This window comes from Caballeronia sp. LZ032, from assembly GCF_031451315.1.
Taxonomy (GTDB): domain Bacteria; phylum Pseudomonadota; class Gammaproteobacteria; order Burkholderiales; family Burkholderiaceae; genus Caballeronia.
The window spans coordinates 1-22,121 of sequence record NZ_JARUXP010000007.1 but is presented as its reverse complement, the minus strand read 5'-3'; the positions used below and the strand labels follow the sequence as shown (position 1 = coordinate 22,121).

18 protein-coding genes are annotated in these 22,121 nt (G+C 59.2%); 3 read left to right on the top strand and 15 right to left on the bottom strand.

Annotated features, from left to right (window positions below; all coding sequences use genetic code 11):
• Position 1: 1 nt before the first annotated feature.
• Positions 2 to 946, bottom strand: a complete 945-nt coding sequence (locus tag QCE69_RS36575) for a Ku protein (protein WP_309935800.1) — start codon at positions 944 to 946, stop codon at positions 2 to 4.
• 194 nt (positions 947 to 1,140) lie between these two features.
• Between QCE69_RS36575 and QCE69_RS36570 the strand changes: the two genes are divergently transcribed.
• Complete coding sequence (locus QCE69_RS36570; protein ID WP_309935799.1) at positions 1,141 to 1,851, top strand: SOS response-associated peptidase family protein; 711 nt, start codon at positions 1,141 to 1,143, stop codon at positions 1,849 to 1,851.
• Between the two features lie 120 nt (positions 1,852 to 1,971).
• Here the strand turns inward: QCE69_RS36570 and QCE69_RS36565 are convergent, their stop codons facing one another.
• The 14 genes from QCE69_RS36565 to QCE69_RS36500 all read right to left on the bottom strand — a co-directional run bounded on the left by QCE69_RS36565 (position 1,972) and on the right by QCE69_RS36500 (position 18,911).
• Positions 1,972 to 2,364, bottom strand: coding sequence for a hypothetical protein (locus QCE69_RS36565; RefSeq protein WP_309935798.1), 393 nt, complete (start codon positions 2,362 to 2,364; stop codon positions 1,972 to 1,974).
• Positions 2,365 to 2,602: 238 nt separating this feature from the next.
• The gene (locus QCE69_RS36560; protein WP_035510755.1) at positions 2,603 to 2,797 is read right to left on the bottom strand and encodes a hypothetical protein; all 195 of its coding nucleotides are present in this window, start codon (positions 2,795 to 2,797) and stop codon (positions 2,603 to 2,605) included.
• Between the two features lie 98 nt (positions 2,798 to 2,895).
• Entirely contained in the window at positions 2,896 to 3,717 is an 822-nt protein-coding gene (locus QCE69_RS36555) for a CsgG/HfaB family protein (RefSeq protein ID WP_309935797.1), read from the bottom strand.
• A gap of 564 nt (positions 3,718 to 4,281) precedes the next feature.
• A complete protein-coding gene (locus QCE69_RS36550; protein WP_309935796.1) occupies positions 4,282 to 4,545 on the bottom strand; it encodes a hypothetical protein in 264 nt (87 codons plus the stop codon).
• A 578-nt stretch (positions 4,546 to 5,123) separates the two neighbouring features.
• Complete coding sequence (locus QCE69_RS36545; RefSeq protein ID WP_309935795.1) at positions 5,124 to 5,495, bottom strand: response regulator; 372 nt, start codon at positions 5,493 to 5,495, stop codon at positions 5,124 to 5,126.
• A gap of 362 nt (positions 5,496 to 5,857) precedes the next feature.
• On the bottom strand, positions 5,858 to 7,342 hold the full coding sequence (locus QCE69_RS36540; RefSeq protein ID WP_309935794.1) for a SulP family inorganic anion transporter: 1,485 nt from the start codon (positions 7,340 to 7,342) through the stop codon (positions 5,858 to 5,860).
• Between the two features lie 409 nt (positions 7,343 to 7,751).
• Positions 7,752 to 9,089, bottom strand: coding sequence for a Na+/H+ antiporter NhaA (gene nhaA, locus QCE69_RS36535; RefSeq protein WP_309935793.1), 1,338 nt, complete (start codon positions 9,087 to 9,089; stop codon positions 7,752 to 7,754).
• A 445-nt stretch (positions 9,090 to 9,534) separates the two neighbouring features.
• Positions 9,535 to 11,340, bottom strand: coding sequence for a TniQ family protein (locus QCE69_RS36530; protein ID WP_309935792.1), 1,806 nt, complete (start codon positions 11,338 to 11,340; stop codon positions 9,535 to 9,537).
• Positions 11,341 to 11,454: 114 nt separating this feature from the next.
• Positions 11,455 to 12,921, bottom strand: a complete 1,467-nt coding sequence (locus QCE69_RS36525) for an ATP-binding protein (protein WP_309935791.1) — start codon at positions 12,919 to 12,921, stop codon at positions 11,455 to 11,457.
• Positions 12,921 to 15,104, bottom strand: coding sequence for a hypothetical protein (locus QCE69_RS36520; RefSeq protein WP_309935790.1), 2,184 nt, complete (start codon positions 15,102 to 15,104; stop codon positions 12,921 to 12,923). The genes QCE69_RS36525 and QCE69_RS36520 overlap by 1 nt, the downstream gene beginning before the upstream one ends.
• Positions 15,101 to 15,913 carry a TnsA endonuclease N-terminal domain-containing protein gene (locus tag QCE69_RS36515; protein ID WP_309935789.1) on the bottom strand — a complete coding sequence of 271 codons (813 nt, stop codon included), beginning with the start codon at positions 15,911 to 15,913 and terminating at the stop codon, positions 15,101 to 15,103. The genes QCE69_RS36520 and QCE69_RS36515 overlap by 4 nt, the downstream gene beginning before the upstream one ends.
• Before the next feature lie 73 nt (positions 15,914 to 15,986).
• Positions 15,987 to 16,610 (bottom strand): hypothetical protein, encoded by a 624-nt coding sequence (locus QCE69_RS36510; RefSeq protein ID WP_309935788.1) that lies wholly within the window; start codon positions 16,608 to 16,610, stop codon positions 15,987 to 15,989.
• 367 nt (positions 16,611 to 16,977) lie between these two features.
• Entirely contained in the window at positions 16,978 to 18,342 is a 1,365-nt protein-coding gene (locus QCE69_RS36505) for a hypothetical protein (protein WP_309935787.1), read from the bottom strand.
• Complete coding sequence (locus QCE69_RS36500; protein WP_309935786.1) at positions 18,339 to 18,911, bottom strand: hypothetical protein; 573 nt, start codon at positions 18,909 to 18,911, stop codon at positions 18,339 to 18,341. The genes QCE69_RS36505 and QCE69_RS36500 overlap by 4 nt, the downstream gene beginning before the upstream one ends.
• 456 nt (positions 18,912 to 19,367) lie before the next feature.
• Here QCE69_RS36500 and QCE69_RS36495 point away from each other — a divergent pair, with 456 nt between their 5' ends.
• Positions 19,368 to 19,733: a hypothetical protein gene (locus QCE69_RS36495; protein ID WP_309935785.1), complete on the top strand. Its 366-nt coding sequence runs from the start codon at positions 19,368 to 19,370 to the stop codon at positions 19,731 to 19,733.
• 377 nt (positions 19,734 to 20,110) lie between these two features.
• The gene (locus QCE69_RS36490; protein ID WP_309935784.1) at positions 20,111 to 20,908 is read left to right on the top strand and encodes a hypothetical protein; all 798 of its coding nucleotides are present in this window, start codon (positions 20,111 to 20,113) and stop codon (positions 20,906 to 20,908) included.
• Positions 20,909 to 22,121: the final 1,213 nt, after the last annotated feature.

The following is a 22,121-nucleotide window of genomic DNA, read 5'->3' as shown; positions in this document are numbered from 1 at the left end:
TTCACCGTTTCGTGCCAGTCTTGCGCGCGGGTGCCGGTTGTTCTTCAGTGGCCGCACGGCGCACGGCACGGCGCTTGGGCGCCGGCGCGGCTTCGGCTGCTTCTTCCGCTGGCGCGGCGGTGCGCGCGCTCTTGCGTGCCGCCCGCGGTGCGGCTGGCTGTTCGGCAGACGGCTTCTTCTTCAAGCTCGCCCGCAGTGCCTCCACGAGGTCGATGACTTGCGCGCCGGGCTGTTCGACGGCAGGCGCGGCGGTGATCTTGTTGCCCGCGATCTTCTTGTCGATCTCGGATAGGATGCGCTCTTTTTCTTCGTCCTTGTACGCGCCCGCGTCGTAGCTGTCGACGCGGTACTGCTCGATCAGTTGCTCGGCGAGTTGTAGCTCCGTCGGCTGAATGTCCGTCTCTTCAATGCCGATATCGGCCTGCGAACGTACCTCGTCGGCGTAGAGCAAGGTTTGGAGAATCAGGCCGTCGTTGCCAGCGCGCACCTGCACCATGTGCTGCTTGCCCTTCCACGTCCAACGGGCGACGGCGCACGTGCCGCTGTCCCTCATCGCTTCCTGCAGCAGCCGGTAAGGTTTGCCGCCGCGCTTGTCCGGGGCGAGGTAGTAGGGCTTGTCGAGGTAGATCGGGTCGATCGCCTCGGTGGGCACAAACGACACGATGTCGATTGTGTGGCTCGCGCTCGCTTCCAGCGCCTCCAGCTCTGACTTCTCGAAAATCACGTACTTCTCTTTCTGGAACTCGTAGCCTTTGACCATATCGGCGCGCTCGACGACTTTCCCGTCGTGCGGGCAGACGTACTGCTGCTTGAGCCGGGTGCCGCACTCTTTGTGCATGAGGTTGAAACCGACGCCTGATTTGCTCTCCGTGGCCGTGTAGACCTTCACCGGCACGGATACCAGACCGAAACTCAGCGTCATTGAAGCGATAGAACGCGCAGCCATAGGAACCTCTCGCGTAGGTTATCTGGCCGGCCACAGTCGATGCCGCTCTTGGCGGCGCATCCCAGTCACGCGGCGAGGCCAACGGGCGTTTTGCGCAAAACGGGTGCCACACCTCCCAACCCAAGCCGCAACAACGAGGAAGGCGGGGACTCCTCCGCCTCCGTGTATATTTTCGACAACGGAGGGCGAAAACAGTGTGCACGAGCTACGAGTCTAATCCGAAAGACGCGTTCGACGTCTTCAGTCTGTTTCCGGTGCCGAAGTTCGAATACAAGCCGGAAATCTACAAGGACTATGCTGCGCCGATCTTCCGCCGCGTCGATGGTGAGTATTTGACTGACGCTGCGACGTTCGGCATGGTCCCCCGCAAGTTCATCGCACCGGGCGTGAAAGCCTTCGATACGATGAACGCGCGATCCGAATCAGTGGGGCAGAAGACGAGTTTTCGCACTGCGTGGAACAAGCTGCAACTCGCTCTTATTCCTTGCCGCCGGTTCTACGAGCCAGACTACGAGACCGGCAAGGCAGTGCGCTGGCGCATCGGGATGGCCGATGGCGCGCCGCTGGCGATCGCTGGATTGTGGCGGGCATGGAAAGATCCCGCCGACGGCTCAACGAGCCTGTCGATGACGATGTTGACGGTCAACGCCGACGATCATCCGCTGATGAAGCGGTTTCACAGGCCCGGTGCGGAAAAGCGGTCCGTAGTGATCATCCCGCCAACGGAATACGAGGATTGGCTGTCCTGTAAAAGCACGGACGAAGCGCGCTCGTTCTTGCAGCTATATCCGGCTGAGGCGATGCACGCCGAGCCATTCCCGCTACCGCCGCGCACTGCCAAGCCGAAAGCAGCGCCCAACGTCGATCTGGCTCAAGCGTCACTGCTCGCGGACGACGGCGGCTAAGCCGGGGCGGGAAAGCTCATTCTGGAGAATAGGGAAACGGGATTGTTTGCGCGAGTGTCCCGGTTGCAAAAGCGCCAATCCGGACAATGCGACAGTCGAAGCGCGTCCATGTCTCCGTCATCAATGCGCACCTCCGGACTTCGGGCACGCCGACAAGTCGTACGTCAACACGGCCGCGTGCTTTGCGGCTTGCGAAAATTTCTTGCGCGCAGCCAGCCGTTCGGGTGTGTTGAACGTGCGAGCGTAGACCCGGTTCACCGCTTCAACCACCGCATCGATGTTGGCTGGACCTGCAGCGTCAGCGGCGCATGCCGAGCTCTGAACAGCCGCCAGGACGACGCCGCTCGTGTCGGCCTGATTGAGTTCAGCCGACGTGATGCTGGTCTGGAAGTTTTTCGCAGCAACCTCCGCCGCGTTTTTTACCGCCGGATTGTTCGAATACTGTTCGATGATGAGTTGCTTAACGTCATCCCGATAGCCGCGGCGCTCCGAATCCACGCCTTCGACGGTCAAGCCAGATCCGCCTCCGCCTTCGCCTCCACCGCAAGCGGTCAGCAATACGGTCATTGTCGCTAGCAGCACAGCGCGTGAAAGAACGTCTTCTTGCAAAATGTAGCTCCAACGATTCGCCGACGACTGACGAGAATCCGCCGAAGTCGATGTTGACCGCTTCCTGGCGAGTCATCCTGCCTATCTAACTGTATGGCCGACGCGAGGCTACTGCCCCGGCGCCGGCCCTTAAAAGGCCGACTTAGGCGCGGCTGCCGAGCGCGCGCTCGATCTTGCGATCCGTCTTGTACTGGCCCAGTGCGAAAACAGACCAGATGGCGGCCGGGATCCAGCCGATCAGCGTGATCTGAAGCAGAAAGCAGATGATTCCGGCGATCGGACGGCCGATCGTGAAGAACTGGAGCCACGGGATGATAATGGCGAGGAAAAGACGCATGATGAGTTCCTTATTGGTTCGATGAGCCTGCTATAACGGTCCACTCAAATGGATCTTGAACAGGGCGGTTTGGCGTTCGGCCTCCCGCCGCAGTCCGATTAGTTGACGACCAGGGTCCCGCCGTTGCCGAGGCCGCCCTTGACGTTCTGTGCGCGGTACTGACGAACAGCGCCAACGAGGTTGTTGAGCGAGTCGGTGAACGCTGCGACAACGACCTTGCCCTGCGCGGTCCGTGCGTAGGCACCGCCGCCCGCAGCACCAGCGCCGCCGAAGCCGCCCGCGAACACGCCCGAGAGCATGCCGAAGTCGACGTTACGCGCCGAACCTTCGGCAGCCGCCAACTGGACGCTGGAGCGGTTGTCGACGAGCGTGAGCATCGTCGAGGCTTCCTGCGCCTTCATCGTTCCTGCGGCACCGGCGAGCACACCGCCAACCACGGGCACGAAGGCGAGCAGGCCCGCTGCGCCGCCGCCCGCGTCGCGATTGCTGAATGTCACCGTCGGGCTGATCGTGTAGTCGGCTGCGACCATCTGGCCTTTGTGCATCTTGGACGTCTTCCGGAGTTCGCCGGACGCGTTCAGCGAGCGCTCGCCCATTGCGGTTCCGAGCGCGCGGCCGCGATCGACGATCACGAAACAATTGCTTTGCTGGACGAGCAGCTTCAGGACCGGCACCGTCGAGCCGAGCTGGTACTGACCGGTGAGCAGGCCGTACCACGGTGCTTCCGTATCCTCGACAATCGCGACCGTACCGAGCGGCGCGGTGCAGTGCTGCAGGCCTGCGTTGGCGTTCTGCGACGCTTCGCCGGCAGCGGAACCGGTCGCCGCCGTCTTGGCGGATTGCGCACCCATCTGCATTTCGGAGCAAGCGGACAGGGCAAAAATGGAGAGGGCGGCAAGGCCGATCATCTTGAGCTTCATATTTCCTCGTTGGGTGTTCAGTCTTTTGCGTTGGCGTCGATGCCAAAGAGACTTTCATCAAAACCACTTTTGGGCCTCGCTATCTCGGCTCAGCGTGCCTGGCGTCGTGTTTCAGTCAGGGCGGCGGCAGCGGGCGAAACCTCGTCGAATTCGGTACTACACCGGCTTGCTCCAGCAAGCCGGTCCTGCGCTCGTTTAGGGAGGTGTGGCCCGCCGGCTGGAGCCGGGAGTCGAGGGGCCGGGGTGCTGCGTGCCGGGGAGCTCATGGCGAGGCGATGTGCTGCCCACCATCTCTCCCAGGGCAACGACAAGGCTACCGGCCGTAAAAGTGCCGCAGGACTGGAAAGATGCGTCTTTTTCATGCTCTTTCGCCGACCATGACTGGCTACCGCCACTGGCGCTCAAGCGGCGTGACCCTCCACCACACTCCGTCGAGGCTTGTGGCCTGTGCCCGGACACGGCGCATGGCTCCGCGGCGGACCATCATGCTTCCGTCTCTGACGAACCCCATCTGTTTCAGTGCCTCAGTGGTGTAGCGTTTCTTGAGGGTGGCGTAGGTCCGCGTCATGACGACTTGCCGACAGGAGCGGCAGCCAGCGTCGGTGCACAGTTAAAGCCTGTACGTTCGCCCCGGAGGACCTCGACGTCGGCGCGGTTGGCGCGCACGAGAACATCCCGCGTCGCATTGGTCTCGTCGAAAAGCCGGACGTAGGAACTGCCGCCTACTCCGTGCCACACGGCGCGGGCGTCGCGCGTGCCCCATTTGTCAGTCGTCGGCAGTTTGCAAAACTGGACCTTGACTCCGCTGGCCGCTGCGATCGCCGCCAATTGCGTGTGCTCAGTGTCGGAAAAGACGACGACTTGACCGGGCGCCGAGCGCACGCCGAGGTTGATGAAGCAAAATAAAGTTGTATAGTGCCTCCGTTGATTTCAACGGATTTTCTGGGAGTGTGGGAGTTTCGGTCGACGCAAGTTGTATAGTGCCGTCATTGATTTTAAATGGAAAATCCTCAAAAAACGAAGGGCAAATTCCTAAATTCTGTTTGCGGGTAATCAGCTCCTTCGGAGAAAGACCCGCAAGAACTCACCTCGACCGCGTCCTCGCATGCAACGCGACCGAATTGCGGGTTCGGTGTTGCCGTGATTGGTTCCAATGGTGTGCGCGTTCCGATACGCAGAATCTCGAGTAGGCCGCTTTCCCAGATGCTCATCGACCAGGATAGGCAGGAAACAGCCACTTTGAGCCGTTCGCCGCGATGACTCGCGAAGCCGTGACGGTATTTGTGGAGAAAGGAGCGCCAATACATTCCTGAGACACGCGTCCAACCCCTCATCGGGCCAAGTAAAAATCCAGGGGGAAAAGCTCGACGACCCATCCACCTTCTTCGCCCGGTGTGGCAGCAGAATTATGGGTTTCCGAGTGCAACGGAAAGCCAATGCATCATCGCAGAAGCCTGATAGGGCTTCTGAAGAAGAACAAGGGCGCCATTGTCGGTTGCTCGCGCTTGCAGAGCCGGCGTGGGATAGGCGCTGATAAAAATTGTCGCGGGCGCTGCGCCCTGAGCGACCAGACGTTCATGCATTTCGACACCGGACATACCAGACATCCGGATGTCCGAAATCAGGCAGGCAGTGGCAGCAGCTTCCCCGGATGCAAGGAACGCTTCGGCTGACTCAAAGAGTCGCGCCTCCCAGCCAAGTGAGCGCACAAGGCTGCCAAGCGCGCGACGCACCGCCAAGTCGTCGTAGACAATGGATACTACAGGCGTCGTCTGCAAAATCGAGGCCCTCTATTTTTCTCTCCCAGGGAGGACTGGGCGGTAAGTCGCGCCCGTCCGTCTTGTCTTCTACAGCCTACCTTACAGGTGCGCCCGGCGCGATGATACGATCGGATAAGCGGGTTGTCCCTGAGAGCCGGCCAGCCGATGCCCGCTGGGCACGGTTGCCATCGACTGCAACGCGTTGATGTTGATGAGCACCTGAAGTGATCATATCTGCAGTAATTGATTAAGCCATTTTTGGACAGATCGCCAGCGTACAGGGGGCTGTACATTCAGACATTGAGGTCCGCCGCAGGAAGACACCCGGCCGTCCGAAGAGCGATCTGCAGCTGACATTCATCGGTGCTGGTTCCTCACATTCAATGAGACGGCTCGTAATGGACCGACGCTGGCTGCTTGTCATGCGTTGCATACTTTTCAATCATCGTCGCACTTGCCCGATTGGCACCGATGACGTCTACGGCAATCCCGTTACGCCTGAACTTGTTGACGATCCGGTCCAGCGCATCAATTGCTGTGATATCCCAGAAATGCGCGTGAGACAAATCGATCCTGACCGACTTGACGTGCTCCTTGAAGTCGAACTCGGCGACCATCGCTTCAGAGGAAGCAAAGAAGACCTGACCTCGCACCTCGTATGATCGCTCATGTTTCAGTTCGTCGAGCGACGAGGTGACGGACAGGACGCGCTGGACCTTGGAGGCGAAAAAAATCGCGCTCAGTAGCACACCGACCAGAACCCCAATCGCAAGGTTGTTCGTGGCCACGACCGTGATGACGGTGGCGACCATCACGATGGACGAACTCGTGGGATGCGTCCGCAGATTCTTGAGCGACTGCCAGCTAAAGGTACTGATCGACACCATGATCATGACAGCGACCAGCGCGGCCATTGGAATCTGCTTGACCCAAGGCCCAAGAAAGACCACCAGAATCAGCAGGAAAGCGCCCGCTACGAAGGTCGATAGCCGGCCGCGACCGCCCGACTTTACGTTGATGACCGTCTGACCGATCATTGCGCAGCCGGGCATCCCACCGAGAAAGCCCGCGACAATATTGGAAAGGCCCTGACCGCGGCACTCGCGATTCTTGTTGCTCGGCGTATCGGTGAAATCGTCAACGATGGCAGCCGTCATCAGCGATTCCAGAAGGCCGACTATTGCGATAGCCAGCGAGTAAGGAAAAATGATCTCGAGTGTTTGGAACGAGAGCGGCACCTTTGGTATCGCCGGTATGGGCAGCTCGTCGGGGAATGAGCCCATGTCGCCGACGGTGCGCAGCTTCAGGTGCATGACCATCGAAATTGCCGTCAGGACGATGATGCACACCAGAGGCGAGGGCACGGTTTTAGTCACACGTGGAAGCAGGTAGATGATCGCCAGGCCGCCCGCGACCATCAGATACACATAGGGCGGCACGTGTTGCAATTGCGGCAACTGCGCCAGGAAAATCAGGATGGCAAGGGCGTTGACGAATCCCGTGATGACGGAACGCGACACGAACCGCATAAGGGCTCCGAGCCGCAGGTAGCCCGCCACGATCTGCAGAAGCCCCGCCAGAATTCCGGCGGCAAGCACGTACTCGACGCCATGCGATTTGACGAGCGAGACAATCACCAGGGCGACGGCGCCCGTAGCGGCCGAAATCATGGCTGGGCGGCCGCCAGCGATGGCTGAGACTACGGCGATACTGAAAGCTGCATAGAGGCCGACCTTCGGGTCGACGCCTGCAATGATCGAGAATGCCAACGCTTCAGGGATGAGCGCGAGCGCGACAACGATGCCGGCAAGAATATCGGCGCGAGGGTTTGCTAGCCACTCATCGCGGAAGGAACTGTTCTTCATTGGAAGGCCTTGAAAAAGCATATGCGGACACAGGCCAACCGGGACGCGGCGCTACTGGGAAGATCTGAAGGCCACCCGCGCGGCTTCTCCAGAAGTCAAAGCCGGGGTGAACATCTCAAGTCGGGAAAGCGTCGTTGCGAACGCGCGACGCTGCCAATAGGCCCGCAAACCCTGTCGGTCAAACTGTGTGACTAGGAAGGGTTTGCGATGACTTACATGGGTATCCGGGGGACGGGGAAGTGATCGGAGTGCGGTTACGCTGCACTGCAATAGTGTAATCTGGAGCTGTGCAGGTTGTCTATCACAGGCCGTGCTGGCGCTTCCAATCAACGGAAGCCGGCAGCGAGAAGCTCGCGAACCGCAGATCGGCCGCATCTACTGCACGAGAGATCGCTGAAATCCGTATTGATCACGCCGCAGCTGCGCGTCGCGTGTGGATCACGCCCCATCCCAGCCCGAGCGCACCGGCGGTAACCGAACCGATCAGCACTGCAAGCTTGGAGACAGAGAGTAACTGCGGATCATGAAAGGCGAGCATTGATATGAATATAGACATCGTAAAACCGATGCCAGCGAGAAGAGCGACGAGCGCGATACCGCTCCAGGTCACGCCAGCTGGGAGGCGACACATTCCGGTTTTCACAAGCGCCCACGTGGCCAGAAAGACGCCGATCGGCTTGCCAAGTACCAGGGCGGTGATGATGCCAATCAGGACGTATTGCGCCTGACCGCCGGTCAAACTGAGTCCGCTGAAACTCACGCCAGCATTGGCCAGCGCAAACAGCGGCATGATGCCATAGGCCACCCAGGGATGAAGCGACCACTGCACCCGCACCACGGGCGCAAGCATTTCACGCTGGGCCTGGCGCAGCACCTGTAGCGGTTTGGCCAGTCCGTCGGTTTTATCTGATGCTGCATCCTGTTGCGCCATGTTGCCGGTAGCTTGCGACATCTCGACCAGCGCCCGCTCCCGGCGGAGCGTCGGCATAACGGGCGTCATCAACCCGAGGACGACGCCGGCGAGCGTCGGATGTGCCCCGCTGACAAGCAATCCCGCCCAGATTATCGCTCCCGGAACCATGTACGCGGGCGCGGAACCGATGCTGACCCGTTGCATGATGAGCACCATTGCGACGCCGATGGCGGCCACTCCGAAGCCTGCATAGTTGAGTCCGGAAGAGTAAAAGCACGCGATGACCAGAACCGCAATGATGTCGTCGACGATGGCCAAGGTAAGAAGGAAAATCCGGAGATTGCCGGGAATCGATCGTCCAAGGAGCGCGAGAACGCCAACGGCAAACGCAATATCGGTTGCCGTTGGGACCGCCCACCCGCGGATTTCACCGGACGGATAGTTGATCGCGACGTAGATGAGAGCGGGCCCGACGACGCCTCCGACGGCGGCTGCGAGCGGCAATACTGCCTGGCCAACCTCACTCAACGACCCCTCGTGCATTTCCCGCCGTATTTCGATCCCCACAACGAGAAAGAACGCAGTCATCAACCCGTCATTAATCCAGAAGTGCAGCGATCTGGAAAACTCGAACGAGCCGACTTTAAATGCGACCGGTGCTTCCCAAAGATGATGGTAAGCCTCCCCGAACGGGGAGTTCGCCCAAAACAGGGCAGCAGCGGCGCAGATGAGAAGAATGATGCCGCTTGCAGCCTCGATCTGGAGGAAGTGTTCCAGTGCAGTGCGGGCTTTACGGGCGATGTGCCGGAATTGTCGAGCGGACTGCTGGAGCATGAGAAATTAGAGAGGGCGTCAGGGGTCCCGCGTGGCGGCCCGACCGACGCGAAATCCTGTCCGGCCGCCCACTGGCAGCTGACACCCTACATTTATTGTACAGGTGATCTTTATGGGATTTCGTTCCACACAATGACGCTTGCCGGGTCGTGGTGAATTGGACGCTTTATTGCAGCCGCTTGGCGTGCAGGAGGCCGGTGGCTGACACAGCACCGCGATTTTCCGATATAAGCGCGCTTTGCCGGAGACGTCTTGCGCGAACGCTGAGGCGTTTCTTTTCAGACGAGCATGAAAGACTAGCGAGCGACTGTAGTCGCGCCGACTTCGGCCACTCGGTTTCGTCAGTGTGTACATCGCATTAGGGGGGCGATTTCGGCCCTACAGTACTAGATCGAGTCGCTGCATACCAGGCAACCAATGAGGTCTCGGTTTGCTCGTATCGGAGTCACGCGCGCCTTCGCTGTGAGGGTTCGAGCGCAAGGGTAGAGATATCCATCTCCATTCGTTCCGCCGTGACATGCCGATCAATGTCGGGCATTGACTTGGACGTTGTCATGCCTTTTTTAACGTACGCACGTCCCGATCGGGCGAATGTCTTGTCCGGGCAGGGGCCTTCCCATTTCAGGTCGACTCCTTGATCGCGCAGGAGTGCGACGATCTGTCCTTCTCGAAGACGCATTATTTGTGTGAGTGAGCGCGCCCGAAAGTACGCGTCCAGTTCAACAAACTTGTAGTACCAGATACCAGCCCGGTTCAAGACTTCCGTTGCCGAAGCTCGGGCAGGAAGATGCGCCAGCGTCCACAGGTAGCGCCGCGCATAGAAATGCCACTGCGTCTCGGCAAAATCATCGAGCACCTGATTGCACTGTGGGTAAGTTGCGCGGGCACATACGACATTGGAGAGTTTCGCTGCGCGCCCGATGCTGTACCTTGAAATTTTCGCGGGCCAATCGGTGCTCCCATAGAGTTTTAACGCAGCTTGGCGAAGCTGGTCGGCGCGCTCGCCGTCGAGCCGGTGCGGCGAGACGACCCGCGCGGCGATCGGCCGCTTGCTGCGTGACTTCTGTGCGAAGTCACGAATCTGTGCGAAAGCTTTGCGGTCCCATTTCAACAGACGCGTGAGCGTGCCGCGATACCGGCTCCACAGGTCTTCGAGGGTATAGCGCGGATTTTCCTCGAGCGCCCGACGTAGTTCGTTGACTGCGCGGCTAACCTTGTCACTTGCCTTTTGAGCGTAGCCGTCAGGGTCCAGGGTGGCCTGCCCCGGCATCGGTGGCGCGAGGGCTTCCGCTGCGGCCGTGTCGAGCGCCTGAATGAATCGGCTCACGTCGACGAACAGGAAATACGCGGTGAGCAGATGGCGGCTGAGCGGGACGTCCGGCGTGCCACTCCGGCTCCCCACACGAAACCATTGATCGCGCTTGCCTGCGGCGTAGGCGGGGTCCATCTGCCGGAGCAGGGCTGTGCCGTAGTAGTCTTCCAGTGCCGCGGCGGCTGCGTTACGGTCGATTCCCTGACGCCCACGGAATAGCCCCAGCTCCAACAACTTTTTCCGGCACGTCGAGGCGATCACCGGCGTGGAATATGAGCCTGGTGCTGCGAGCAACAGATCCCTGGCGAATACGGCATAGCCACGCGCAGCGTCGACCGCTTTGGCGGCTTCGTTTAGGGGAGCTACATCGCTACCAAGGCGGTAGCCGCACGCGCATCGCTGCCATGGAACCTCAAGGAGCTCGCGAGGTTGCTCGAACGGGCAGGAACACTCCGGGCACCGCTCGATCAACAACGTCCCGTGTCTCCAGCAGCAAATCACGCCCGGCGCCTGATGTGCACGGTGAATATAGGTCGATCCGAGGGCGTTGAAATCTTCCCGCAGGCAGTGCTCACACATCTTCGTCAAGGCGGCGAGGCCAAGCGTACGCCGCCGCATCGCAGTGGGCATCGCTGCGGCGTTCAGCCAGTCGGTCGGTGGCGTCCAGCTGTTGAAAAGCGTGACGAGCGGAAACATCGTGTTGTCGTTGAGCAGCCGTTCGAGGTTGTCGCCACTGTCGCCCGGCAGGCGCAAGGCCAGATACGGGATATCGGGCGGTACGATGTCAGTGAGTGCTACCCGGGGCTTGCCGAACAGCTGCATAAAGCTGTCGCGCGTTTTGCGGTTGCGGGTGAGAATGTGATAGCGGCTCGCGCGGGAAACGAGCGCTTCATCTGGCAGCGATGCGGGGAAGAGGAGCAGGTCCGAACCGGAAGTCATGTACGGGAAACGGCTGTGAGTGGCGGGAGTTGACAGTCAACCCGAAAAGCATCGGATGGACGTTGCTTACGGGCACCTCGATCGATCCTAGATTCGCGGGAGCATTCATTGTAGCTAGTCTGGCTTGGCATCCTTACCCAGTGCGAAAATGTTGATGGGTGTCAGGCCGCGTTCGCGTAACTGCTCATGCAGGTTCAGGGTGTCTTCAAGATTCCGCAGATCGCGGGGATCGTCCGATGGTTGGGATTTACCCTTCCTGGGACCAGTATTCTTCGCGCTCGGCTTTGACGACTTGCGCGGCTTTCGCGTCATTACGAAATCCAAAACTGCACGGTCAAGGTTTTCGACCGCCTCGGCCCATGCCTTGTCGGTGGCAAGATCATCGAATTCTTGCATTCCATCGGCGCTGCCTGAGCGGAGCACGCGCAGTGCGGCCTGAAGAGGCGCAAGCTCGCCCAGCGATACGCTGTCGAGTGTGTCGGTTGTCAGCGGTTCGCCGGCTGCGAGGCAGCGAAACTGGGCGAGGATGAAAAGTGCGATGACGATCGCCGCAATTCCCTGCGTGTGATAGTAGAGCGCTGCCTTGAAGGCGGGATCGTCTGAAATGGGGTGGTCCGTCCAGTTGTACTGGGTAACCGTGCGCACAAAGTCGTCCCATGCATCCTCATCTTCGGCAAAACGCTGGAATTCATAGTAGCCCATCGCCGCTGCACGACGCGCATCCTGCAGTGTCTTGCGGAAGACCTTGGTCACGCCGGGCGTTCCGATGCCGATGATCGGAATGCCGATCTGTTCGACCATGCTGCTCAGGAACGTCAGAAACCCTTCATCGCCCTGTGTCTTCGCGCGACTGAGATTCTGAAGTTCGTCGATTATCAGCACGCCGAGAAAATGGTTTGCGGCAACCGCTGCCATCTCTTCAAGGAGCATCGCGAGCTTCGGCGAACGACCGCTTGCTGGAAAATTGTTGCGGGCGTATGAAGTGCCCAGTGCCTTGTCAACGGCCGTAAAAAATCGCAGTGCGAGGCCGGAGAGCGACCCGTTGTGTGGACAGTCGATCTTGATCCAGACGAGTTGGGGATGAATGAACTGCTGGTCGTTGTACCGCGTATGCTGGATAACCTGCGGATACGTTTGGAGGAGCCGGTTGATGAACGTTGATTTACCGGTTCCGCTCAAGCCGGAGAACAGGATGCCAGATGATCTGTGCGCCGCCGGCTCTGGAGCGCCATAGGCGGCTTTTCCGCCGCTGTTGACGTAGTGAAGGTGCTGCCAGGTTTCCGTTCGCACGGGGTTGCGCGTCGTATAACCCTCCCGCAGCACAACGGAGAAGATCGAACTGTACAGCCCGTATTCGGGCAAGAGATATACGAGCTTTCTGATCGATGGCAGCGAGTGAATACGCAGCTCAGCGGGCGTCTCGCGATCGCCGATCTGCGGTGCTGGTGGCAGCCACTCGATCATCGATGCGATATCGGTCGTCGAATGGATCGGCGGCAGTGCCTCGATCAGCGGATTTCCGTCGTACGCAATCACGCCAGTGGGCCGGTAGATGGCCGAAATCGATGGTGCGCGCGGCATCAGGATTTCCCCGGTTTCGGCATCGATCGTCGCAGGGCGACGACCTTGTTGCGCCGGGAGCGCATCTCGCTTCGGTGCTTTGTTGCAGCCTCGCGTTCACGTGCCGCGAAACTCTGCAGCGTGGATGGCTCCGTCGACTGGAGGACGTTCTGCATTACCACTTCCCGCTGCCGGTTGGTTTTGGTGGAGTTCAGGTATTCCTTTTTGGTCGGAAGTTGCGGTGCCTTGTGCTTCGCTGACTTCGCGCCTGCCACAACGGCTTGTTGTTTCTGTTTCCTGACAGCCTTTTGCGTGTTCTCATGATCGGCTGCGTCGTGCGCTGCGAACTGAAGCGATGCCTGCACTTCAAGCATGTCTTCGAAGCGCAGCCGGGCGTAACGCGCCGAGGATGATGTGTTCAGTTGCCAGCGGGACCATTTGCCCGCGGCCTCATCAATGACATGGACGAAATCTGTACAGTTGTCGTCGTAGTGGATGGTGACTGACCGGCGTGATCGCTTCGCCTGCGCAAGCAGCAACTCATGGCTACCTCCTTCAGGCAGGTAATGCATGTCGTCGACTTTCAGGCCGCTCTCGGTGATTGAACAGCGTCGGGATGGCAAAAGGCACCGATAGAGCGCCGCCGGATCGGAATGGCGAGCCCGTTCTCCGGACTCGTGTTCGAGGCCCCAAAGGTAGATGTTCCGGCGATACGGCTTCACCCCGGCCTGGATCATCTCTTTGGTGAGGAAATCCGGGATCGCTATTGCATTGTTGTGATAAAGAACTTCGTCGATGAGCACTTGTGTAAATTCCCGAAGCGTGAGGGTGGCGTCCCAGCGCAGATCGAGATCGTTGCGCGCATCGTGTTCGAGCGCTCGCGCTTTCCACGCGCCGGGCACCCAGGCCACGGAGTCGTTGACCGTGGCGAACTTGTTCTCGACGGTGCCCTTGGCGACCGGCAGGCCAACGGGATTGATGTTGCAGTCGATATGCAGCAGGTTCTGCAAGGACTTCTCGGCGTGCCGGCTGAGCAGTTCGGCATTGTCGGCGACGATCAGGTTGCACAGTTCCTGCGCCGGCCAGTCTTCAGGACGAATCGTGATGCCGTACTGTGCGCAGAAACTCACCTTGTTGCTGAATGCGCAGTGCAACGCCATGCGGGCCGCATTCCACGATGGACCTACCAGGCCGACGTGCAGCCCTACGATCATCGTGGAGCGACGGTCGACCACGAAGTAAATCACGGGTCGGCCGATGAGGTGATTGCGATGGAATTCCGAAACCAGATAGAAGTTGCCGACCGTTGCGTCGATCTCGAAAATGTCGGCTGGTCCGATCGTAGTGTCCCGCGCGCGACCTGCGCGCCCTCGAAGACGCTTGCGCCAAAGCAGATCATCGAGCACTTCCCGTTGAAGGCTCATGTCATCCATCAGCCTGGCCGCCCAGTAGCGGTAAGTGGGAAGTTGAATCAGCCGATTCGAAGGGAACGGAATTTTGCGCACCTCGCCGTCAACCAGTTCGCGCGTCGAATAGTGATGCAGCACCATTTCGTCATAGCTTTCCTTCAGCGTCATGCCGCGGCGCAGGTGAAAGACCTTGACGGACAGGGCAATGAATTTCAGATCGTCGGGGGTGACATTGACGCCGACAGCGCCCGGGTCGTGCCCTGCGGAAAGCACCTTTCGCGGTCGCCCGCGTTTGCTGCCCTCGACAGATGCCCGAACCTTGCCAGCGCCGCCGCTGTTTGAATATGCGGGGACCAGCGCATTGGGGATCTGCCCGAACTGCCAGTATCGCTGCAGCACGCGGTACAGGTAGGCGACGGTGACCTTGACCTCTGCCGCCCGCAGCGTCAGGACCTTCCAGCGATGGCCCTCGTCGAAAATCAGGTCGGCGTCCTCGCCGGTGACGAGGGGCTTTATTGCTGCCCAAAGCGAGTCACGCTTCGTGCGATGCATGGTAGGTATCTCGTTATCGGTACGACGTATGTAGTCGGGTGCAGGGTCCGGTCCGATCGAAACAAGTTGATCGGCAACCCATTGGCCTACGACGGCGCGAGGAACGACGAACGGCCTGCGGTGCGGCCGGTCGAGTTTGAACAGAACCAGATCATCGGCGATCCGGGCGAGGATGCGATGCGGTCCGCGCAGCGGTTCGTCGCCGGCCGGCACCAGAACTGCATTGATCTTCAGCCTGATCATGCGGCGAACTTCCGGAAATTCGACGCGAGCGCCGGATGTGGTCTGGTCAGGTGTAGAGGCACATACAGGTCAACTTCTAGCACCCGCTGCCAAGCCAGATACCGAAATACGTGGATCGACATGAAACGGGCAATGCGAAACCGGTCGGCCAGGAGATCCAAGATCGAACCGAGCGGTTTTGAAAAGGACTGTTCGGCGAGTGCGCCCATAAAGTACTGTTGCAGCGCCGCGGACGGTGCGCCGCGACCGTCTTTATTCCAGCCGCGAAGCCACCGCAAATTTAATCCCAGCACGTCTGGCAGGTCGTGCTCAGTCAGCAGTTCCCATGTCGTGCCGCGCATGAGCCAGGCTTGCCGCTCCAGCTCGAGGTTCTCCAGCGCCCGGGCATCGGTCAGGTCGCTCGTATATTTCAGGCTCCTCGCAAGTTGACGCCGGGTGTCGCCGTCGTCGATGGTCAGCAGGGAGTCTGTCGTCACGGAACAGATGTGGCCGCCGAATTCCGGGTGCGCGATACCCAGTTCATGGGCGAGCGCAAGCGTCTCGGTAATCGGATGGATCGGATACTGCTCGCGGATGTCGATCACATTGCCCAGATATTCACAGAGCAGGTGATGCCGGTATTCGAGATTCGACAGGTAGTGATGTGTGCGGCCGGTGAGCGGTGACTGTAGGCGAAACGAGTTGCCGCGGTTGGGGAACTCGCCCAGTCTGATCCACGGTTGATAGGCCGCGCCGTGACCTTGTCCTCGACCCTGTCTGATCAGTCGTTCACGAACCTCTCGCGTCTCGGCTGCACGATATCTGCTCACGACGAAAACCGCCCTCAAAAAGCCGTCACTATACAACTTTATTCTTTCTGCTATACAACTTTATTTTGTCTCATCAGAGGTTGACCATTGCCAGATTCAACAAGGCGGGGCGGGTTGCTACGAGCAAGCCGAAGATCGTCATCGCAAGAAAGCTCACGGTCAGGCGAATGCTGGGTCGCTGTGCCGTGGTGGGGACGATCAACAGGAGGATCCCGCCTATCAGTCCAGCTGCCGCGAAAAACAACAACGTCGCGTGCATGCGCGCATCGGGCGATTGATCTTTCAGAAAAACCAACGTGGAGGCGAACGCGAGTGTTGCGATCAACGACATGAAGACCGTTGCTCCGTTATCGACTGCACGATGCAACGAAGCTGCCGGTGGCTCCCCGCGGCGCTTGAGGCGGAAGTTGTTTGCGACGACGACAAGCTTGAGCGCCCACAACGCCGCGAAGGCACCGAAGCCGATGCCAATCAGCGCAATGCAAGTGAAGGAGAAAGCGGCGGAGGCGAGGAAGAAGGCATCGCCGAGCGACAAGCCCTCGGGCACGATGCTTTCGAAATAGCAGTAGGCGATCAACACCGCACCGCCGAGAAGGAGGACCGCTTTCCACGCGGCCGCGATGGATGCTTGAATGACGTCGATGAGCGACTTGATAAGTTTCATCGCGTCGAGGGGCTCTTTCTTGTTGGGTTCCATGGGACCTCGCTTGAGTGACGATAGCGACGCGGATCTATTCGCGTCACGAACCAGACTAGCGAGCCAAGGGCAAAGTCAAGCAACCGACTTTCTCAATCCTTGCAGACCAAGCGAGAAAGCCGAACGAAGAAGTAACGCAGGTTAGCAACGGCCAAAACGCCGATAGCAGGCCCGAGCGGCCCGACGTTGCCTTGAGGACGCGCGACGAGCGAGCGAAACTCGCTCGTCCATAGGCACCGACACAGCTGAAGCCCCGACGACTCCTCATCGCAGCTTCTTTTTTCCGAGCAGGTAAAAAAATGCCTTGCTCTACGAGCAAGGCATCAAGAACGTTGCGAACGGTAATAGATGAGATAGCAGCTGGCGATTACGTGGTCGGCAGCGCGCGATAGTGCCATAAGTGCACTAGGTAACCTTTGCTCTGGTCGTCTTTTTCGACCTGAACGTCAAGCGCCCCAGAGCTGTCGGAGAACGGCGTGAGACTGCCGCCAGCGCTGCCAAGGAATGCCCACGGCTCAAACATGTTGGTCAGGACCCCTTCAGTCGGCACCGCAAGAGACGTAAAGTATCCATACGTTACCTCGGGGAACGAGACCAACTTGCCTGACGTCGCTGCCATGTCGATGTGATAGACGCCGGTCTGAATGGTGTCGCACGGCAAAGCAATGACAGTGGTCGCGGAAGAGGTCATCTGCGTCGTCGCAAGCGAGCCGTCCGGTGCGGTGACCGTGTAAGACGCCGTCCCCGGCGAGACTGTGCCGGTTACCTTCAGCTCACCGTCGGGGGCTGTTCCGAAGGAGGCGGCATCATCGCGCGCGTTGCGTACCAAGCGCATCACCTCCGCTTCCAAATTCGGTGCCATGTTCGCATTGTTCGTGGGCACCTTGGAGCTGAGGTAAGTGCCGACGAACGCGTGGTTGACACCGAAATACGCGAGAATGCCTCCATCAGCATTTGCGGGAGCGGGTTGATACGTCCTCGTTGCTGCGGCGAGAGCCCGGGCCGCGTTAATGACGTTGTCTTGCTTAAGCGTCACGTATTTGCCCGTGTTGGGCGCCATTGCGGGAGTCGCGACATTGACCACCTGGACGTTAGCGGCGACCCTCGCGAAACGGTTGTAGCTGTTCGGTACGGGAAGTTGGGTTCGGGCATACAACTCCTGCGCGAACATGTTACCTTCAGAGTGAGCGACGAGAATCACCTTGCCGCCGAATGAACTGGTGACGAAAAGGTATTGTGACGCCTGGTCGAGAGTTGCGGCGGCATCCGTATCATCCGGGGCGCCTTGAGCAAGAATGGAGTCTCCTAGCTGGCTGTCCACAAGCTGCTTGTCGGAGTCGGACAGATTGCTTTGCAAGCCACTAGCGTAGCGCGTGACCTGCTCAATCCATGCCTCGTCCGCGGCCTGTCCCTCAGCCACCTTCTGCTGAACAAGCTTGACGAAGATATCAGCAAGCATGCCCTCCGATTTGTTCCAGATCCCGACTACGTCGTGCCAGTGCGGGATGCCATACGCGTCCATGCGGTCGCGCAATGCGATGGATGAGCCTGTCGCAGCATCGGGAGAACCGCCCCAAATGCCGTTGATATACATGACGTTTGGTGCAGTCGTGCAAACATAGAACTGCGATGACGGTTGAGGTTCGCGAGGCAGGGCATGCGCGAATGGTCCGGTTGCCATAACCGCCAATCCGACGATGCAGGAAACGAAGTGCGTCCACATCTTCTTCATCCTTGCGCGCCTCCCGACTTCGGGCACGCCGACAGGTCGTATTTCAGAACTGCGGCGTTCTTTGCGGCTTGCGTAAACTTCTTGCGCGCAGCCAGCCGTTCGAGGGTGTTGAAAGTGCGAGCGTAGACGCCGTTCACCGCTTCAACGACAGCATCGACGTTGGCTGGGCCTGCCGCGTCAGCGGCGCATGCCGAGCTCTGAGCAGCCGCCAGGACGACGCCGCTCGTGTCGGCCTGATTTAGGACAGCGGACGTGATGCTGGTCTGGAAGTTCCTGGCAGCAACCTCTGCCGCGCTTCTTACCGCCGGGTTGCCCGAATACTGCTCGATGATGAGTTGCTTAACGTCATCCCGATAGCCGCGACGTTCCGAATCCACGCCTTCGACGGTCACCAGATTGCCCTTGGTGGTGTACGTGCCAGAGGCCGCCGTCGGAGCAGATGCCCCCGCGCCACCAGGTGATGTCGGGTCGTTGCCGGAGCCCGACCCGCCTCCGCCTCCACTGCAAGCGTTCAAGAATACGGTCATTGTTGCCAGCAGCGCAGCGCGTGAAAGAATGCTTTTTTGCAAAATGGGACTCCAACGATCGCGTACTTTCTAGGCAAGTACACAGGGCCTCTATGTTCCGAGACAACTTGATTCCGCTTCTGAAGCAGCCTGCTCGTCAGCGTCACTCAGGCACAACGTAGAACTGCTTCTCGCCGCCCATAGCTTTAGCGGAGGCGTCTGCTTCCGTCATGCACCGCGCGCCCGAGTTCTTCGAAGCGGGCGCGCTGCCGTGATCGGCAGGAGCATGGTGAAGGGAACGCTAGTTCTTGCGCGGCCGAAAGCTGCCGTTTTTGGAGCGCCTTTCGCTCCAAGGTGACACGCGCCGGCGGTGTACCGTCTAGTTATCGGGCAGCCGGCGGCCATTGACGCTTGGATAGTCGCTAAAGCATGTGCATCAAACGACCGATAACAGGGTTAGCAGGCGTTGCGCTCCTTGAAAGCGCAGGCGAAATCCCAGATTGACGAGGCAGAGCGGAAATGGTCGGAAATAGAGTCGTCGCGATCGCTTTGATGGTCGCCGTTGGTGCAACCGGTGCCAGCGCAGCGACAGCAGTCGCATCGCTCTCTGCGAGTTCGAACGCAACATTGGCTGCGACCGTCGGTGCGGCAAGGATGAAACAGGCGGGGCTCGCTCGCGCCACACGCATTGGAGCCATCACCGCTAAATCGGGTATGGGCGAGCGCGATGTGGAAAGGATGCTTGACGCAGCTGCTACGTCGCGATCGGTTTTTTCGTGGTCGATGATCGCTTTCGTCTTCTCGGTATTGCTGCTCTTGGCTTCGTCGTTGAGGGCCGTAAGCGTATTGATGACGCCGTCGAGACAGATGGAATCAGCAAACTGATCGCACCAGACTTCGAGAAGTACCCCTCGAACAAGTTGTAGATCTTGCGCCAGCCGCCTTCGACGTTCCCACCGTAATGGCGCGGGACGACAAGCACTAAAGTGATTTTTCTTGATGGCCGATAAACGTATCGAACGGAAGCGCGCTAAGCAATAATGAACCCGCCGTCGGGTCGCGGGGCGCGCGCTTCGACATTCACTGCACAAGGAAGATTGGAAATGGTCCGGGGTCTTGTATGTTTGTTGGCCGCTGTTTCGGCGGTTTGCTGGTTGACGGCTTGTAATACGGTGGCCGGTTTCGGGCGGGACATCACCGATTCCGCGAACGCGGTTAAGCGTGTCGTTTTTTGAATTGCTTTCCCTAACATAAGACGCGATATGGACGAACAGCTTGAAGCGCGCTACGCTGAGATCCTAGCGACGACGCACCCATCTTTCCTAGATCCTTCTGTAGCTAAGACGCGAGGGCTTTCTACGCCCTTTCTCGTGAACGGTCCCAAAGACCCGAGCGCACAGCGCATTATGGTGATCGGCAGGGAATTCGGCGGAAAACATTGGCACATAAGCGCGGAGGGTGGTGGAGTCAAAGCATACGTGGCGAAGGCACTTGCTAAGCATCGCGCATCCTTCGACGAATGGCTTCAGAAAGGTGGGGACGGCGGCACCACCTTTTTCAACTTCATGCGTGCTCTAGCAGATCGGTTCGACTCCGGCGGACTGATCTACTCCAACCTGTTTTGCATCGATGCGCGCGGAGGTGATCCCAGCGGCTCGGAACACTTTCCCGAGATCAAGCGCCTTTCCAAAGCACTGCTGGAAGTACAGTTTGATCACTTCCAGCCAGACGTCGTTATCTTCGCTCACGGCTCAGCGTCGGCTGCCGTCAGGCGTGAATTCTTTCCGACCAAGGGAGTCGGAAGAGTCTGCGTTGGGCGCAGAGACTGGGAAGACGTGGGGGTTCCCAATTCGCAGCTCTGGGAGTTCGAGATGTACGGCAAGATTTTGTGCTACCGCATTCAACACCCGGCAAACTGGAGGGGGAAGGCCGGGGTTGAAGCGGCGAAGGCTCGTCGACACCTACTAGACCTCCTTACACAGACGCTACCCCGGAGCCTGCCGGTTGTCACGTCAGTGGCCGACGCGGGCCCCTCCACTGTCGCGTTATCCACGCCATGAAACAACGCGTACGGCTAAAGCTGGTCCAGAGGCGACAGGCTCGGTGGTATTCGACCCGTGGGCTTGCCGCCGGAATTAAGCGATATGCGCGAGACGAAAATCGATCACGAATGTCCTCCATCTACGCTGAACACCGAGAGCTGTTCAAGCGACTAGAGGACGCGTAAGCACGACAACAGACCCAACAACATCCCACGTAGATGGAATGCCATGTCGTGCATTACCGACATTTTTTGGAAAAACAAAAATAATGAGATACATCGTTGTCGCCGCTTCACTGTCAGTTGCTTGCACTTTTTTAGGGGGATGCGCGTCTGTCCCAGATGTCGCAACAGCGACGCAAACGTCGGGCAGCTATATCCTCGATAAGACGGTCCTCGCGCCGCACGACAATACCGGAAAGGTGATCTTCAAGCGGGACAGTTGGCCAGGGCATGCATACCGCTTGCAGGTCTACTCCGATGGAAAGCAGATTGCCTCTATTGGGAACGGAGAGGTTTTAGTGGTGTATCTGCCCGTTGGGCGACGGATTGTTGGCACCTTCGGAAGTCCGAAACCGAAATCGGAGACAGTCGTCGAAGTGACCAAGGAGAATCCGACTTTCATTCATTTGACGCTTTCCGCTTGGGGATGGGGCGGTTGGGATATCGCCCAATCTAGCTATTAGTGCGTCCGGCGGATGACCGCCGCCTGGTGGACGTTGCTGTTGCCGTTGGCCGGGTGCTTCACCGCTCGAGCGGCCTTGAGGGCGTGCGGAGCCGCCGGGTTGTCGTGGTGGATCGGTATGCCGGCGGCTGTCGCCGTTGTGATTGGCGGCGTCATTTGCGAGCGCGTCATCGAGCGCAAATACGTACCAACTCGGCGCACCGATTGAACACGGAAGAGCAACCATGTCCACTTTGACTCCGGCGCTTGATCTGCGGGCAGCGATTAACGTTTTGCGTGCTTTTGCTGAGTCACGCAAGATGCCCAACGGGGAGCCGCTAACGGATGCCATTGTGCAGCTCATCTCGACGCGGCGGAGACGCTTGAAGAACCTTTGTCAGACGTCCCGACCCCGAGTGAGGAAAGGTTAGTCGACCGTAGGTGATAAGCCGGGGTAAGTGGACATCGCGTATGCGTCTCACGTCGGCCGTTCTCCGGGCAGCAGTGAACGGGGGTAATTTGGTTCCCACTAAATGTTTTGACGGGAACCAAAGTGGCCGAGATTGTG